The 15875-nt window shown below is 43.5% G+C and carries 8 protein-coding genes, 25 tRNA genes, 3 rRNA genes and 1 riboswitch; of the genes, 34 read left to right on the forward strand and 2 right to left on the reverse strand.

Annotation, left to right across the window (positions count from 1 at the left end; all coding sequences use genetic code 11):
* The first annotated feature begins 119 nt into the window (after positions 1–119).
* Complete coding sequence (locus JHE06_RS02680; protein WP_201089378.1) at positions 120–980, forward strand: ROK family protein; 861 nt, start codon at positions 120–122, stop codon at positions 978–980.
* 53 nt (positions 981–1033) lie between these two features.
* On the opposite strand, the gene JHE06_RS02685 is transcribed toward JHE06_RS02680, so the two are convergent.
* Entirely contained in the window at positions 1034–2212 is a 1179-nt protein-coding gene (locus tag JHE06_RS02685) for a MalY/PatB family protein (protein WP_201089380.1), read from the reverse strand.
* A gap of 229 nt (positions 2213–2441) precedes the next feature.
* On the opposite strand from JHE06_RS02685, the gene JHE06_RS02690 reads away from it, so the two are divergent.
* From JHE06_RS02690 to JHE06_RS02845, 32 genes are all read left to right on the forward strand, one after another.
* Complete coding sequence (locus JHE06_RS02690; RefSeq protein WP_201089382.1) at positions 2442–2819, forward strand: CvfD/Ygs/GSP13 family RNA-binding post-transcriptional regulator; 378 nt, start codon at positions 2442–2444, stop codon at positions 2817–2819.
* An 86-nt stretch (positions 2820–2905) separates the two neighbouring features.
* Positions 2906–3286 carry a hypothetical protein gene (locus JHE06_RS02695; protein WP_201089384.1) on the forward strand — a complete coding sequence of 127 codons (381 nt, stop codon included), beginning with the start codon at positions 2906–2908 and terminating at the stop codon, positions 3284–3286.
* A gap of 138 nt (positions 3287–3424) precedes the next feature.
* Positions 3425–4771 carry a glucose-6-phosphate isomerase gene (locus JHE06_RS02700; RefSeq protein WP_201089386.1) on the forward strand — a complete coding sequence of 449 codons (1347 nt, stop codon included), beginning with the start codon at positions 3425–3427 and terminating at the stop codon, positions 4769–4771.
* A 150-nt stretch (positions 4772–4921) separates the two neighbouring features.
* On the forward strand, positions 4922–5452 hold the full coding sequence (locus JHE06_RS02705; protein WP_201089388.1) for a GNAT family N-acetyltransferase: 531 nt from the start codon (positions 4922–4924) through the stop codon (positions 5450–5452).
* 573 nt (positions 5453–6025) lie between these two features.
* A 16S ribosomal RNA gene (locus JHE06_RS02710) occupies positions 6026–7587 on the forward strand.
* Positions 7588–7794: 207 nt separating this feature from the next.
* Positions 7795–10714, forward strand: a 23S ribosomal RNA gene (locus tag JHE06_RS02715).
* A gap of 92 nt (positions 10715–10806) precedes the next feature.
* Positions 10807–10922, forward strand: a 5S ribosomal RNA gene (rrf, locus tag JHE06_RS02720).
* Together the 16S, 23S and 5S rRNA genes with 25 tRNA genes alongside form the textbook arrangement of a ribosomal RNA operon.
* A 29-nt stretch (positions 10923–10951) precedes the next feature.
* Positions 10952–11027, forward strand: a tRNA-Val gene (locus tag JHE06_RS02725).
* A 1-nt stretch (position 11028) separates the two neighbouring features.
* A tRNA-Lys gene (locus tag JHE06_RS02730) sits at positions 11029–11101 on the forward strand.
* A gap of 38 nt (positions 11102–11139) precedes the next feature.
* Positions 11140–11224 (forward strand) — tRNA-Leu (locus JHE06_RS02735).
* A gap of 21 nt (positions 11225–11245) precedes the next feature.
* Positions 11246–11321, forward strand: a tRNA-Thr gene (locus JHE06_RS02740).
* A 3-nt stretch (positions 11322–11324) separates the two neighbouring features.
* Positions 11325–11396 (forward strand) — tRNA-Gly (locus tag JHE06_RS02745).
* A 52-nt stretch (positions 11397–11448) separates the two neighbouring features.
* Positions 11449–11537, forward strand: a tRNA-Leu gene (locus JHE06_RS02750).
* A 7-nt stretch (positions 11538–11544) separates the two neighbouring features.
* Positions 11545–11618: transfer RNA gene (locus JHE06_RS02755), tRNA-Arg, on the forward strand.
* A 45-nt stretch (positions 11619–11663) separates the two neighbouring features.
* Positions 11664–11737, forward strand: a tRNA-Pro gene (locus JHE06_RS02760).
* Positions 11738–11748: 11 nt separating this feature from the next.
* A tRNA-Ala gene (locus tag JHE06_RS02765) sits at positions 11749–11821 on the forward strand.
* Between the two features lie 29 nt (positions 11822–11850).
* Positions 11851–11924 (forward strand) — tRNA-Met (locus tag JHE06_RS02770).
* A gap of 18 nt (positions 11925–11942) precedes the next feature.
* A tRNA-Ile gene (locus JHE06_RS02775) sits at positions 11943–12016 on the forward strand.
* Between the two features lie 44 nt (positions 12017–12060).
* Positions 12061–12150: transfer RNA gene (locus JHE06_RS02780), tRNA-Ser, on the forward strand.
* A 25-nt stretch (positions 12151–12175) separates the two neighbouring features.
* Positions 12176–12248, forward strand: a tRNA-Met gene (locus JHE06_RS02785).
* Between the two features lie 49 nt (positions 12249–12297).
* Positions 12298–12370, forward strand: a tRNA-Asp gene (locus tag JHE06_RS02790).
* Positions 12371–12375: 5 nt separating this feature from the next.
* Positions 12376–12446: transfer RNA gene (locus JHE06_RS02795), tRNA-Gly, on the forward strand.
* 8 nt (positions 12447–12454) lie between these two features.
* A tRNA-Ile gene (locus JHE06_RS02800) sits at positions 12455–12528 on the forward strand.
* 29 nt (positions 12529–12557) lie between these two features.
* Positions 12558–12645, forward strand: a tRNA-Ser gene (locus JHE06_RS02805).
* Positions 12646–12664: 19 nt separating this feature from the next.
* Positions 12665–12736 (forward strand) — tRNA-Glu (locus tag JHE06_RS02810).
* Between the two features lie 56 nt (positions 12737–12792).
* A tRNA-Ser gene (locus JHE06_RS02815) sits at positions 12793–12882 on the forward strand.
* A gap of 25 nt (positions 12883–12907) precedes the next feature.
* Positions 12908–12980 (forward strand) — tRNA-Met (locus JHE06_RS02820).
* Positions 12981–13027: 47 nt separating this feature from the next.
* Positions 13028–13100: transfer RNA gene (locus JHE06_RS02825), tRNA-Asp, on the forward strand.
* Positions 13101–13115: 15 nt separating this feature from the next.
* Positions 13116–13188 (forward strand) — tRNA-Phe (locus JHE06_RS02830).
* Between the two features lie 8 nt (positions 13189–13196).
* Positions 13197–13267 (forward strand) — tRNA-Gly (locus tag JHE06_RS02835).
* 10 nt (positions 13268–13277) lie between these two features.
* A tRNA-Ile gene (locus JHE06_RS02840) sits at positions 13278–13351 on the forward strand.
* A 30-nt stretch (positions 13352–13381) separates the two neighbouring features.
* Positions 13382–13453 (forward strand) — tRNA-Glu (locus tag JHE06_RS02845).
* Positions 13454–13578: 125 nt separating this feature from the next.
* On the opposite strand, the gene JHE06_RS02850 is transcribed toward JHE06_RS02845, so the two are convergent.
* Complete coding sequence (locus tag JHE06_RS02850) at positions 13579–14409, reverse strand: hypothetical protein (protein ID WP_156413295.1); 831 nt, start codon at positions 14407–14409, stop codon at positions 13579–13581.
* Between the two features lie 176 nt (positions 14410–14585).
* Positions 14586–14677, forward strand: a riboswitch (SMK box riboswitch).
* On the opposite strand from JHE06_RS02850, the gene metK reads away from it, so the two are divergent.
* Positions 14675–15862 carry a methionine adenosyltransferase gene (gene metK / locus JHE06_RS02855; protein ID WP_058920030.1) on the forward strand — a complete coding sequence of 396 codons (1188 nt, stop codon included), beginning with the start codon at positions 14675–14677 and terminating at the stop codon, positions 15860–15862. Its footprint overlaps the riboswitch before it by 3 nt.
* The last annotated feature ends 13 nt before the right edge of the window (positions 15863–15875 follow it).

Raw genomic sequence — 15875 nt, forward strand, 5'->3', positions numbered from 1 at the left:
GATGCCCAACACAAACAGTGTTGGGTATTTTTGTTGATAAAATGTTTGAAAACGCACACAATCTAAAGGGTCTATGCTACAATAAAAAGGAAAATGAAATGAAGAAGGGGATGTGCAAGATGATATACGGTGCAATTGAAGCGGGAGGCACAAAATTTGTTTGTGCAGTGAGCGATGAAAAATTTGATATTAAAGAACGGGTGAGTATACCAACGACCACCCCTCAAGAAACGTTGGAACAAGTTTTTGATTTCTTTGATCAATACGATTTATCGGCGATTGGCATTGGTTCATTTGGCCCAATTGATGTAAACACTGATTCTGCTACATACGGCTATGTGACCACTACTCCAAAAACTGCTTGGAAAAATTTCGATTTTTTGGGAGCCGTTAAAGAGCGTTATACTATTCCAGTTGGTTGGACAACTGATGTTAATGCTGCGGCACTCGGGGAGTTAAGAAAAGGGGCTGCTCTGGGGCTGTCTAGTTGTGTCTACCTAACCGTTGGTACCGGTATTGGCGGAGGAGCTGTTGTGAATGGCGAATTATTGACAGGGTATGGGCATCCGGAAATGGGACATATGATGGTGCGTTTGCATCCAGATGAAACATTCGCGGGTTTTTGTCCATACCATGGCAATTGTTTAGAAGGCATTGCAGCTGGTCCAGCCATTGAAAAGCGCTATGGTAAAAAAGGACATGAATTGGCCGATGAACAGCACGTTTGGGAAATGGAAGCTTATTATTTGGCCCAAGCCTTAATGAACTATACGTTAGTGTTGAGCCCAGAGCGAATCGTTTTAGGCGGAGGCGTGATGAAACAAAAACAACTTTTTTCATTGGTTCGTCAAGAGTTTGAAAAACTGATAGCGGGTTATATTGAATTGCCGCCTTTAGAAGAATATATCGTAGGCCCGGCTTTGGGCGATGATGCAGGAATTACCGGAAGCTTATTATTAGCTGCCGAACAAGTAAAATAAGAATAATCAAAAAGACCTTTTCCAGAATGAATGGAGAAAGGTCTTTTTGGGGTTTAATGTGGCTGCTCGAAAGCATACTTGATACGCTTCAATCCTTCTTCAATAAGAGATTGAGGTGCAGCAAAGTTTAAACGCATATAGTTAGAGCCAGCCGGACCGTAAGCAGCTCCGGCGTTTAAACCGATTTTGCCGACTTTTGCAAAATGATCGGCTAATTCAGCATCGGTCATGCCTAAAGTAGAACAGTCAAACCAGAACAAGTAAGTGCCCTCTGGTTTCATGTATCTCACTTGAGGCAATTCCTTATCAAAAAATGTGCAAATAAGTTCTAAGTTAGCGCTGAGGTACTGCATCAGGTCGCTGAGCCAAGGTCCCCCTTCAGAGAAGGCAGCTTCTGTTCCGACATAGCCAAAAGTATTCAAGGCGCTTTGCTCGATTTTATTTTGCGCTTGAATGAACTGGTCACGAAGCTTAGGATTTTGAACAAATACCATGGATAGTTTGATTCCTGCTAAATTAAATGTTTTCGTAGCTGCCGAAAGTGTCAGTACAAAATCTTGGTAACTAGAATCTAAGGTTACTAATGAAGTAAAAGATTCTGGCTGAAAAACTAAATCACCGTGAATTTCATCACTGATCATTAAAACGCCATGTTTTTTACACAGCTCTGCTAATTGAGTCAATTCTTTTTTTGACCAGACACGACCACCGGGATTTTGGGGATTACAAAGAATGAACAGTTTTACTTGTTGGTCGACCATCTTTTTCTCTATATCAGCAAAATCCATTTTAAATTGATTGTCCTGAATGGTTAAAGTAGACGAAATGCATTGGCGTTGATTTAATTCAATCATATTTGAAAAAGGCGTATAGACAGGGTTATGAATCATGACGGCATCGTTCACTTGAGTAAACGTTTGAATGATCAACCCGATACTAGGTACAACACCGGGAGAGAATAAGATATCTTCTTTGGCTAAGATCATTTGATGGCGTTCTTTTTGCCAATGGATAATAGCTTCATATAATGAATCAGGAGGCATCATGTATCCTAGCACATGATTATCAAGTACTTTTCTTAAAGCTGCTAAAACCGGTTCTGGGTTTTCAAAGTCCATATCGGCAACCCACATCGGCAATACATCTTCGGAACCAAATAGTTTTTCCAAGCTGCCCCATTTAATGCTAAACGGGTTCTTGCGATCAATCACTTCATCAAAATGATGATTCATACAAACACATCCTTTTCAAAATAAATAAATAGCATTTATCAACATATTCAGTATACGTGAAACAATGTTTCTTGCCAATTATTGACGTGAAGCGCTCACGAAACCAGACGTTGAAAATTGTGCAGTTAATGAAAGCGAATACTATTTTCATAAGCTTTCCGGTTATGATACAATCATGATATAATATAGTTGAAACCATACGACAGTAGAAAGGTGATGAGGTGGAGAAATGGATTACAAAATCGGAATGATTGTTAAAGGCAAAGTAACCGGCATCCAACCTTACGGCGCATTTGTTTCATTAGATAAAGAGACACAAGGGCTGATCCACATTTCAGAGTGCAGACATGGATACGTAAAAAATTTAGACGAGATTCTGACTGTCGGAGATGAAATGGATGTCATGATCTTGGATATCGATGAATACACAAAAAAAATCAGTTTGTCGTTAAGAACGTTGGAAGAAAAAAGCGATTTTCATTATCATTCTAAAAAAAGAAGGTATCGTCAAGAAAAAATGGGGCAGATTGGATTTAAAACCATTCATGATTTAATGCCGCAATGGATTCAAGAAGCAAAAGCAGATGAAGAAAAACGTTTCAGCTAAAAAAGGTTTCTTTTTGTAATCTATACCTGGAGAACTTAACTTTATGATATCTAAACTTAAAAATTTAAGTGTGAGGTGCTTGAAAAATGACAGAAAAACAATGGGTAGCCGGAACCGTAATGGCTCACAACCCGGAAGGTAAATATGTGTTTTTGGTAAAAAAAGCAAACGACAAATTCTCCTTTCCTTCAACTCAAATTCTTAGCGAACAAACAGGACTAGCTTGTATTCTAGAAGAACTAAAGAAAAAGCTAGCCATCGACATCCATTCATTAAATCTGTTTGAATTAACCAATGCTGTCGTTGATGGTACCAATGTGCCTTTGTTTGTATTCGAAATACCTGATGCTACTATTCAATTAACTGATGTATTAAAAAGCGACTTGCCGCTTCTTTCATGGGAAAAATCTGGTGTGCTGATAGAGACATTAGAAAACTGGAAGATATCGGGAGTACCGCAATTCTAATCAAAAAAGACCCGAACAGTATTTCTCACCATGAAATACTGTTTTTCTCTTGCATTTTTAATCTAAAACTACTAAAGTTAAGTCTGAACGGAAGCAATGAAGGTGGATTCACAAAAACAGGATGATGGAGGGATTTACATGGGACATATCAAATTTGATTATTCAAAAATCGAAAAATTTATTCAGCCGCATGAAATTTCAAATCTGCAACAGCAAGTGTCTGCAGCAGATGAAATGTTGCGTAAAGGCACAGGAGCTGGAAGCGACTACTTAGGGTGGATTGATTTGCCTAAAAATTACGATAAAGAAGAATTTGCTCGCATTAAAACAGCAGCGGAAAAAATCCAAAGCGATTCTGAAGTATTGGTTGTTATTGGAATAGGCGGATCGTATCTAGGCGCGAAAGCAGCTTTAGATTTTCTGAACCACTCATTTTATAATTTACTTAATAAAGAAGAACGTAAAGCTCCACAAATTTTCTTTGCAGGAAACAGTATCAGTTCGTCTTACTTAAGCGATTTGATCGAAGTGATCGGAGACCGTGACTTCTCAGTCAACATTATTTCAAAATCTGGTACAACTACAGAACCAGCAATAGCGTTCCGTGTCTTTAAAGAATTATTAGAGAAGAAATACGGTGCAGCTGAAGCTAAACAACGTATTTATGCGACAACGGATAAAGCAAAAGGAGCTTTAAAAGAAGAAGCGATAGCACAAGGCTACGAATCTTTCATTATTCCTGATGATATTGGGGGACGATTCTCTGTATTGACTGCAGTTGGTCTATTGCCTATCGCAGCAAGCGGAGCAGACATTGACGCATTGATGCAAGGCGCAGCAGATGCAGCAGATGCATACAGCAGTGATAAATTAGAAGAAAATGAAGCTTATCAATATGCAGCGATTCGTAATGCACTTTACCGTAAAGGCAAAGTAACCGAAATATTGGTTAATTACGAACCTAACTTACAATATTTCTCTGAATGGTGGAAACAACTATTTGGCGAGTCTGAAGGGAAAGACCAAAAAGGCATTTTCCCAGCAAGTGCTAATTTCTCTACTGATTTGCATTCGATTGGACAATCTATTCAAGATGGACAACGAAATATTTTTGAAACGATCATTAAAGTAGACAAAGCTAAACACACAGTACTTATTCCAACTACTGAAGAAGATTTAGACGGATTAGGTTACCTACAAGGTAAAGAAATTGATTTTGTTAATACAAAAGCATTTGAAGGTACGTTATTAGCTCATACAGATGGTAACGTTCCGAATCTTTTAGTAACGATTCCTGAAACAGATGCTTATACACTAGGTTACCTAATGTACTTCTTTGAAATTGCCGTTGGGGTTTCGGGTTATCTAAATGGCGTAAATCCATTTGACCAACCAGGAGTAGAAGCTTATAAGAAGAACATGTTTGCTTTATTAGGCAAACCTGGATTTGAAGACTTAGCAAAAGAATTAAACGCACGTCTGTAATCGATCATAGAAAATTAGATTAAATGAGGAATCGTTCAGGCAAATAGAGCATTAAGTTTGATGATAAGGTTGATCCTTTTGTCAAAATTGAGACTTTCATTTGCAAGAGCGATTTTTCTTCTTTATCTTATAGAAGAAAGAAGGAATAATGTGAGCGGAAAAATAGAACTTCATCAAGCAGAAAGCAAAGACGGAGCACTAATAAACAGTATATTGGTTCAGACGGTCCAATGGCTGCAATCTCGTGGATCGACACAATGGTCGGGTATCTTAGAAGGGAAAGATAACCACAACACTTCAGAGGCAATAGAACGTGGAGAAGTATTTTATGTGACAATAGAACATCAACCAGCGGGTATGTTTATTTTATGGGATCAACAAAGTGAATGGGACGCTGCTCTCTGGAAAGAAAACCCAACGACGGATTATAGCTATCTACACCGTTTAACGATCGTACGTGAGTTCGCGGGCCAAGGAGTTTCGGAATTGTTATTGAAAGAAGCTAAAGCTTATGCAAAAGCAATGGGGAAAAAAGCTGTTCGATTAGATTGTATTGCTGATAATCCACATTTAAATAAACTGTATCAACATGCAGGGTTTAGTTATAAAGGACAAGCTAAAGAAATCGAGGCAGATGGTCATAAAACAAATTTTAATCTCTACCAATTTGATATAAATTAAAAAACGAACGATAGTGAAAGCTGATTGTATATAAATGCGGTTTATCCGAATGTTGGATGGTGTAAAACATATATAGTTGAGTAAAATCGTTAGAATGTACGGTTTATAAAAGAAATGTAAAAAAAAGATACTTTTCTATTGACCAGCAAGAGGAAACTTGTTATATTAATACATGTTGTTACGCTATTGCGGCTGACACAACTAACAGATAATAAAACAAGCAAAGAAAAATCAAAAATATGCTTGACAGTCTGTAGAGAAACATGATATTATATTGAAGTCGTCAAGAAGACGGCGAAAACAAAGTTGAATAAATATACAAAACAAAAAATATTTATTTAAAAAAGTTGTTGACAAACAAATCAGCTTCTGGTAATATTTAGAAGTTGTCAAAACGGCAACGCATCAAATTAGACCTTTGAAAACTGAACAAAGCAAAACGAACCAAATGTGTAAGGTGGTTTAACCAAGGGTTAAACCAACAGAAACAAAGTGAATAATTATTCGCTAGCAATTCAATTAATGAGCTTCAAGCATCATTAAAAGGGTGAAGTCCTAACGGACGGAGCCAACTTTTATGAGAGTTTGATCCTGGCTCAGGACGAACGCTGGCGGCATGCCTAATACATGCAAGTCGAACGCTTCTTTTCTACCGGGTGCTTGCACCCACCAGAGAAGAAGAGTGGCGGACGGGTGAGTAACACGTGGGTAACCTGCCCATAAGTGGGGGATAACAGCCGGAAACGGCTGCTAATACCGCATAATTCCAGTGATCTCCTGATCGTTGGATGAAAGGTGGCTTCGGCTACCGCTTATGGATGGACCCGCGGCGTATTAGCTAGTTGGTGAGGTAATGGCTCACCAAGGCAATGATACGTAGCCGACCTGAGAGGGTGATCGGCCACACTGGGACTGAGACACGGCCCAGACTCCTACGGGAGGCAGCAGTAGGGAATCTTCCGCAATGGACGAAAGTCTGACGGAGCAATGCCGCGTGAGTGAAGAAGGTTTTCGGATCGTAAAACTCTGTTGTTAGAGAAGAACAAGGATGAGAGTAACTGCTCATCCCCTGACGGTATCTAACCAGAAAGCCACGGCTAACTACGTGCCAGCAGCCGCGGTAATACGTAGGTGGCAAGCGTTGTCCGGATTTATTGGGCGTAAAGCGAGCGCAGGCGGTTCTTTAAGTCTGATGTGAAAGCCCCCAGCTCAACTGGGGAAGGTCATTGGAAACTGGGGAACTTGAGTGCAGAAGAGGAGAGTGGAATTCCACGTGTAGCGGTGAAATGCGTAGATATGTGGAGGAACACCAGTGGCGAAGGCGACTCTCTGGTCTGTAACTGACGCTGAGGCTCGAAAGCGTGGGGAGCAAACAGGATTAGATACCCTGGTAGTCCACGCCGTAAACGATGAGTGCTAAGTGTTGGGGGGTTTCCGCCCCTCAGTGCTGCAGCTAACGCATTAAGCACTCCGCCTGGGGAGTACGGCCGCAAGGCTGAAACTCAAAGGAATTGACGGGGACCCGCACAAGCGGTGGAGCATGTGGTTTAATTCGAAGCAACGCGAAGAACCTTACCAGGTCTTGACATCCTTTGACCACTCTAGAGATAGAGCTTTCCCTTCGGGGACAAAGTGACAGGTGGTGCATGGTTGTCGTCAGCTCGTGTCGTGAGATGTTGGGTTAAGTCCCGCAACGAGCGCAACCCTTATTACTAGTTGCCAGCATTCAGTTGGGCACTCTAGTGAGACTGCCGGTGATAAACCGGAGGAAGGTGGGGATGACGTCAAATCATCATGCCCCTTATGACCTGGGCTACACACGTGCTACAATGGATGGTACAACGAGTCGCAAGACCGCGAGGTCAAGCTAATCTCTTAAAGCCATTCTCAGTTCGGATTGCAGGCTGCAACTCGCCTGCATGAAGCCGGAATCGCTAGTAATCGCGGATCAGAACGCCGCGGTGAATACGTTCCCGGGTCTTGTACACACCGCCCGTCACACCACGAGAGTTTGTAACACCCGAAGTCGGTGAGGTAACCTGCAAAGGAGCCAGCCGCCTAAGGTGGGATAGATAATTGGGGTGAAGTCGTAACAAGGTAGCCGTATCGGAAGGTGCGGCTGGATCACCTCCTTTCTAAGGAATATTACGGAACCTCACACATTCGTTTTGGCTTTGTTCAGTTTTGAGAGGTCTAATCTTCTCAATGCATCAAAAATGTTGTTCTTTGAAAACTGGATAGTGTTTAACAATTGTAACAAAGTAAGAAACCAAGTAAAAACCGCGTTTTATTTTTTACGATTCGCATCAATTGATGTTGGATCGCTATTAACAACGACCATAGGTTAAGTTAATAAGGGCGCACGGTGGATGCCTTGGCACTAGGAGCCGATGAAGGACGGGACTAACGCCGATATGCTTTGGGGAGCTGTAAGTAAGCTGTGATCCAGAGATTTCCGAATGGGGAAACCCAGCACCTTTGATAGGGTGTTACTGCTGACTGAATACATAGGTCCGTAGAGGTAGACGCAGAGAACTGAAACATCTAAGTACCTGCAGGAAGAGAAAGAAAATTCGATTCCCTGAGTAGCGGCGAGCGAAACGGGAAAAGCCCAAACCAGAAAGCTTGCTTTCTGGGGTTGTAGGACTGAACACATAGAGTCATAAATGAACGGTGTAAGAGAAGCGACCTGGAAAGGTCCGCCAAAGAGGGTAAAAGCCCCGTAACTGAAACCCCGTTCACTCTGATCAGTATCCTGAGTACGGCGGAACACGAGAAATTCCGTCGGAATCCGGGAGGACCATCTCCCAAGGCTAAATACTCCCTAGTGACCGATAGTGAACCAGTACCGTGAGGGAAAGGTGAAAAGAACCCCGGAAGGGGAGTGAAACAGCACCTGAAACCGTGTGCTTACAAGTAGTTAGAGCCCGTTAATGGGTGATAGCGTGCCTTTTGTAGAATGAACCGGCGAGTTACGATCCCATGCGAGGTTAAGTCGATGAGACGGAGCCGTAGCGAAAGCGAGTCTGAATAGGGCGAATGAGTATGTGGTCGTAGACCCGAAACCAAGTGATCTACCCATGTCCAGGTTGAAGGTGCGGTAATACGCACTGGAGGACCGAACCCACGTATGTTGAAAAATGCGGGGATGAGGTGTGGGTAGCGGAGAAATTCCAATCGAACTTGGAGATAGCTGGTTCTCTCCGAAATAGCTTTAGGGCTAGCCTCGGAATAAGAATCATGGAGGTAGAGCAACTGTTTGGACTAGGGGCCCTTCTCGGGTTACCGAATTCAGATAAACTCCGAATGCCATTGATTTATATCCGGGAGTCAGACTACGAGTGATAAGATCCGTAGTCGAGAGGGAAACAGCCCAGACCACCAGCTAAGGTCCCAAAGTTTATGTTAAGTGGAAAAGGATGTGGGGTTGCTTAGACAACTAGGATGTTGGCTCAGAAGCAGCCATCATTTAAAGAGTGCGTAATAGCTCACTAGTCGAGTGACCCTGCGCCGAAAATTTACCGGGGCTAAACATAACACCGAAGCTGTGGATAGAACTTAGGTTCTATGGTAGGAGAGCGTTCTAAGGGCGTCGAAGCTAGACCGTGAGGACTGGTGGAGCGCTTAGAAGTGAGAATGCCGGTATGAGTAGCGAAAGACGGGTGAGAATCCCGTCCACCGAATGACTAAGGTTTCCTGGGGAAGGCTCGTCCTCCCAGGGTTAGTCGGGACCTAAGTCGAGGCCGATAGGCGTAGACGATGGATAACAGGTTGAGATTCCTGTACCCGTTTGTTTTGTTTGAGCAATGGAGGGACACAGTAGGCTAAGGAATACGCACTGTTGGATATGTGCGTCCAAGCAACAAGTCTTGAAGCGAGTCAAATGCTTGCTTCTCTAAGGACAAGTTGTGATGGGGAGGGAAATTAAGTACCGAAGTTCCTGATGTCACACTGTCAAGAAAAGCTTCTAGTGAGAAACAAACGGCCCGTACCGCAAACCGACACAGGTAGTCGAGGAGAGAATCCTAAGGTGTGCGAGTGAACTCTCGTTAAGGAACTCGGCAAAATGACCCCGTAACTTCGGGAGAAGGGGTGCTGACCATTTGGTCAGCCGCAGTGAATAGGCCCAAGCAACTGTTTATCAAAAACACAGGTCTCTGCTAAATCGAAAGATGACGTATAGGGGCTGACGCCTGCCCGGTGCTGGAAGGTTAAGAGGATGGGTTAGCTCTCGAGCGAAGCTCAGAATTGAAGCCCCAGTAAACGGCGGCCGTAACTATAACGGTCCTAAGGTAGCGAAATTCCTTGTCGGGTAAGTTCCGACCCGCACGAAAGGCGTAATGATTTGGGCACTGTCTCAACGAGAGACTCGGTGAAATTATAGTACCTGTGAAGATGCAGGTTACCCGCGACAGGACGGAAAGACCCCATGGAGCTTTACTGCAGTTTGATATTGAGTGTTTGTACAGCTTGTACAGGATAGGTAGGAGCCGATGAAACCAGGACGCTAGTCTTGGTGGAGGCGTTGGTGGGATACTACCCTTGCTGTATGACCACTCTAACCCACAGCCATGATCTGGCTGGGAGACAGTGTCTGACGGGCAGTTTGACTGGGGCGGTCGCCTCCTAAAGAGTAACGGAGGCGCCCAAAGGTTCCCTCAGAATGGTTGGAAATCATTCGTAGAGTGTAAAGGCAGAAGGGAGCTTGACTGCGAGACCTACAAGTCGAGCAGGGACGAAAGTCGGGCTTAGTGATCCGGTGGTTCCGCATGGAAGGGCCATCGCTCAACGGATAAAAGCTACCCTGGGGATAACAGGCTTATCTCCCCCAAGAGTCCACATCGACGGGGAGGTTTGGCACCTCGATGTCGGCTCATCGCATCCTGGGGCTGTAGTCGGTCCCAAGGGTTGGGCTGTTCGCCCATTAAAGCGGTACGCGAGCTGGGTTCAGAACGTCGTGAGACAGTTCGGTCCCTATCCGTCGCGGGCGCAGGAAATTTGAGAGGAGCTGTCCTTAGTACGAGAGGACCGGGATGGACACACCGCTGGTGTACCAGTTGTTCTGCCAAGAGCATCGCTGGGTAGCTATGTGTGGACGGGATAAACGCTGAAAGCATCTAAGCGTGAAGCCCCCCTCAAGATGAGATTTCCCATCACGTAAGTGAGTAAGACCCCTGAGAGATGATCAGGTAGATAGGTTGGAAGTGGAAGTACAGCGATGTATGGAGCGGACCAATACTAATCGGTCGAGGACTTAACCAATTTTTTAAACGGTGTCTTGGTTTCGACACGATGTTGCAAGAGAAAAACACTATCCAGTTTTGAGAGAACACCGTTCTCTTGATGAAAAAATGTGCGGTGGTGACGGCAAGAAGGTCACACCTGTTCCCATGCCGAACACAGCAGTTAAGCTTCTTAGCGCCGATGGTAGTGAAGGGTTTCCCTTTGTGAGAGTAGGACGCTGCCGCGCATTGATTCATTAAATTTAATTTATCCCATGGAGGTTTAGCTCAGCTGGGAGAGCATCTGCCTTACAAGCAGAGGGTCAGCGGTTCGATCCCGTTAACCTCCACCATGAGTCATTAGCTCAGTTGGTAGAGCATCTGACTTTTAATCAGAGGGTCGCAGGTTCGAATCCTGCATGACTCATAACTAAACATCTATGATGGATAGTTATGCTACGCTTAGCGGGTGTGGCGGAATTGGCAGACGCACTAGATTTAGGATCTAGCGTCGAGAGACGTGGGGGTTCAAGTCCCTTCACCCGCACCATTTATTCTTTTTACTGTATTAGCCGGCTTAGCTCAGTTGGTAGAGCATCTGATTTGTAATCAGAGGGTCGAGGGTTCAACTCCTTTAGCCGGCACCATTTGCGGAAGTAGTTCAGTGGTAGAACGCCACCTTGCCAAGGTGGAGGTCGCGGGTTCGAACCCCGTCTTCCGCTTACTAGACCAACTAGTAAGCAAGATTTGAAAAAATCATTGCTTGTTCTAAATGCCGGGGTGGCGGAACAGGTAGACGCACAGGACTTAAAATCCTGCGGTGAGTGATCACCGTGCCGGTTCGATTCCGGCCCTCGGCACCATTATTCAGCACCCATAGCTCAATTGGATAGAGTACCTGACTACGAATCAGGCGGTTAGAGGTTCGACTCCTCTTGGGTGCATTCCATTTTACATAATCAAGAATGGAAATACCAGATTTCAACATACGGGAAGTAGCTCAGCTTGGTAGAGCACTTGGTTTGGGACCAAGGGGTCGCAGGTTCGAATCCTGTCTTCCCGATTTAAAATGTTGGGGCCTTAGCTCAGCTGGGAGAGCGCCTGCCTTGCACGCAGGAGGTCAGCGGTTCGATCCCGCTAGGCTCCACTTTTAAGTTTTTAATTATTAGATATTTTGGCGGTGTAGCTCAGCTGGCTAGAGCGTCCGGTTCATACCCGGGAGGTCGGGGGTTCGATCCCCTTCGCCGCTATTACAATTGAAAGAGCTTGGACCTTTAGCTCAGTTGGTTAGAGCAGACGGCTCATAACCGTCCGGTCGCAGGTTCGAGTCCTGCAAGGTCCATTAGTCGTATCTTTTATGATTGATTACCTTGTATACATTATAACGGAGGATTACCCAAGTCTGGCTGAAGGGAACGGTCTTGAAAACCGTCAGGTGTGTAAAAGCACGCAAGAGTTCGAATCTCTTATCCTCCTTATCTTCATTTTTTATTCTTATTATCGCGGGGTGGAGCAGTTGGCAGCTCGTCGGGCTCATAACCCGAAGGTCACAGGTTCAAATCCTGTCCCCGCAATTATTATCATAGAACGCATATGATAAATAAATAGTACAATGCAAAAAAAGGTCTCGTGGTGTAGGGGTTAACATGTCTGCCTGTCACGCAGAAGATCGCGGGTTCGATTCCCGTCGAGACCGTTTTTGCGGGTGTAGTTTAGTGGTAAAACCACAGCCTTCCAAGCTGTTGATGCGAGTTCGATTCTCGTCACCCGCTTTTTTTATGGGCCTATAGCTCAGCTGGTTAGAGCGCACGCCTGATAAGCGTGAGGTCGATGGTTCGAGTCCATTTAGGCCCATTGAAATATATATTTTAGTTATTGGATTTGGGGAAGTACTCAAGAGGCTCAAGAGGCGCCCCTGCTAAGGGTGTAGGTCGCTAACGCGGCGCGAGGGTTCGAATCCCTCCTTCTCCGTTTTTAATATTTGAAACAAGGCCCGTTGGTCAAGTGGTTAAGACACCGCCCTTTCACGGCGGTATCACGGGTTCGAATCCCGTACGGGTCATAGCAATGAATTGCTTATAATTGAATGCAGTAAGTTGTTATAACAGTTGGAATTATGGAGGATTACCCAAGTCTGGCTGAAGGGAACGGTCTTGAAAACCGTCAGGTGTGTAAAAGCACGCAAGAGTTCGAATCTCTTATCCTCCTTATCTTCATTTTTTATTCTTATTATCGCGGGGTGGAGCAGTTGGCAGCTCGTCGGGCTCATAACCCGAAGGTCACAGGTTCAAATCCTGTCCCCGCAATTATTATCATAGAACATATATGATAAATAAATAGTACAATGCAAAAAGGTCTCGTGGTGTAGGGGTTAACATGTCTGCCTGTCACGCAGAAGATCGCGGGTTCGATTCCCGTCGAGACCGTTAATTGAATACTATGGCCCGGTAGCTCAGTTGGTAGAGCACTTGATTGAAGCTCAAGGTGTCGGCAGTTCGATTCTGTCCCGGGCCATTATTTATGCGGGTGTAGTTTAGTGGTAAAACCACAGCCTTCCAAGCTGTTGATGCGAGTTCGATTCTCGTCACCCGCTTTTTTTTTATGGGCCTATAGCTCAGCTGGTTAGAGCGCACGCCTGATAAGCGTGAGGTCGATGGTTCGAGTCCATTTAGGCCCATTAAATAAAAAATTACATTTTTGTACATAAGGCCCGTTGGTCAAGTGGTTAAGACACCGCCCTTTCACGGCGGTATCACGGGTTCGAATCCCGTACGGGTCATCTGAATATACTATAACTCCTAGCCTTTCAATAAGGTTGAGGAGTTTTTTTGTATTTGTAATTTGTACTGTTAGAAGAAAAAATAAAGCCCCCGCGTAACTAAAACGGGGTCTTTATTCGTCCATTTAGTGAATGAAAAAGCGCGTGCTGATAATACAGGCAAATAAAAACAAATACAGTAAGGAATAGAGGGATAACTGTTTGAGTGTATTCGTATTCTTTTTAACAGCTTTAGTTGGATCATAAGATTGTATAGCTGTCCATGCAGCCGGCATACTTAAAAGGAGCAAACAAGTAAAGTATGAAAAAGAAGGCCACAACATTAGAAAACTGCTGAAGTAGAGAAGAACAAGCACACTGTTCAACGCAAGATAAGTCGTCCGGTCAGTGAAGAGTTCATTAGTCGTAACAGAAACTAATGGTTTTAAAGACGTTTGATACTTGCCTAGTTCTACAAATAAAGCCAACAGTACTAAAGGAATACTCCACAAGAAAAGTGTGTTCGGAATAAACAACACTTGAATGGAAAAACTGATATAAGTCATGATGGCCCCTTTAAAGACAGCTTGCATAGCGATAGAAAACCACGCTAGTCCTATTTTGATTAAGTAAAATTGTCCATGGACAAGCAAGGAGTAAAATAATAAAAGCATCCCAATTAAATAATGCAAAGAAAAGGTAAAGTAAACAACCAAGCTTAAATTTAACAGTTCGAAGATAAGTAAGAAGATGGTCGAATGTCTGCTTGTTTTTTTTATCCACCTTTCAAGGAATTTTTCTAAAAACTGATTTAATAAAATGAAACAGTAAAGAAGAAAGAAAGGAAGGAAATGAACTCTGGTTATCTGAGCAGCATACAGGGTTCCGACGAATAGATAGGTTAAAGGTGTAGCGAAAATAATAAAAAGTGAGTGATTAAAGAAAGCTTGAAAACGTTGATAAGTAAAATTTGCCACTGGAAAATCTCCTTTCACGTGTTGTGCCCTTCTATCTTACCAAAAATCAATCGAAGGAACAGCATAAAAAGAAACTTAAAAAAAGCTAATGAAGATTAAACTCCTGCTGATTGCTAACTATCTTAAAGTTCTAAAATATTGTTCACCTAATTACATGGAAGTATGTTAAAATATATAAGGTTTGCAAATGGAGTCCCGAAAGGATTCACTTGATGAAAAGAGTGGAGAAGCCTTGTAACCGAAAAGATAAAGGGGGAACAATAGAATGACAGAAAGAAGATTATTTACTTCTGAATCAGTATCAGAAGGTCATCCAGATAAAATCGCTGATCAAATTAGCGATGCTATTCTAGATGCAATCATTGCAAAGGATCCAGATGCACGTGTAGCTTGTGAAACGACCGTAACAACGGGGTTAGTTTTAGTTGTTGGAGAAATATCAACCTCAACTTATGTTGATATCCAAAAAGTTGCTCGGGAAACGATTCGCGGGATTGGATACACGCGTGCAAAATTTGGTTTCGATGCTGATACATGTGCCGTTATTGTCGCAATTGACGAACAATCGCCGGATATTGCTCAAGGCGTAGATGATTCAGTTGAATACAAGTCACTTGATGAAGACGAATTAGACCAAATCGGAGCAGGAGACCAAGGTTTGATGTTTGGATTTGCTATCGATGAAACACCTGAACTGATGCCTTTACCAATTTCGTTAAGCCATCGTTTAGTCAAACGTTTGGCAAGCGTTAGAAAAGAAGGAACTCTTTCTTATTTAAGACCTGATGCGAAATCGCAAGTAACGGTTGAATACGATGAAAACGATAAGCCGCTACGTGTGGATACAGTAGTTATCAGTACTCAACACCATCCTGATACAACTGAAGACGAGCTGAAAAAAGACATGATGGAACTGGTTATCAAGCATGAAATTCCACAAGAGCTGTTGGATGAAAAGACTAAATACTTTATTAATCCAACAGGACGCTTTGTTATTGGCGGTCCTCAGGGCGATTCAGGGCTAACAGGACGTAAAATCATTGTTGATACGTACGGTGGATATGCTCGCCATGGCGGAGGCGCATTTTCAGGTAAAGATCCAACAAAAGTTGACCGCTCAGCTAGTTATGCAGCACGGTACATTGCTAAAAATATTGTTGCAGCTGGATTCGCTGGAAAATGTGAAGTCCAATTAGCTTATGCTATCGGAGTAGCTCAACCGGTTTCCATTGCAATCGATACGTTTGGGACGGGCACGGTATCTGAAGCTGATTTAATTGCAGCTGTACGTTCTAATTTTGACTTACGGCCAGCCGGAATCATAAAAATGCTGGACTTGCAAAAGCCTATTTATAAGCAAACAGCTGCTTACGGACATTTTGGCCGGACAGATATTGATTTAACATGGGAACACACAGATAAAGTCGATGCTTTAAAAGCATCTTTAGCTTAAGGAATCAAAGAGC

Source organism: Carnobacterium sp. CS13, from assembly GCF_016653495.1.
GTDB lineage: Bacteria > Bacillota > Bacilli > Lactobacillales > Carnobacteriaceae > Carnobacterium_A > Carnobacterium_A antarcticum.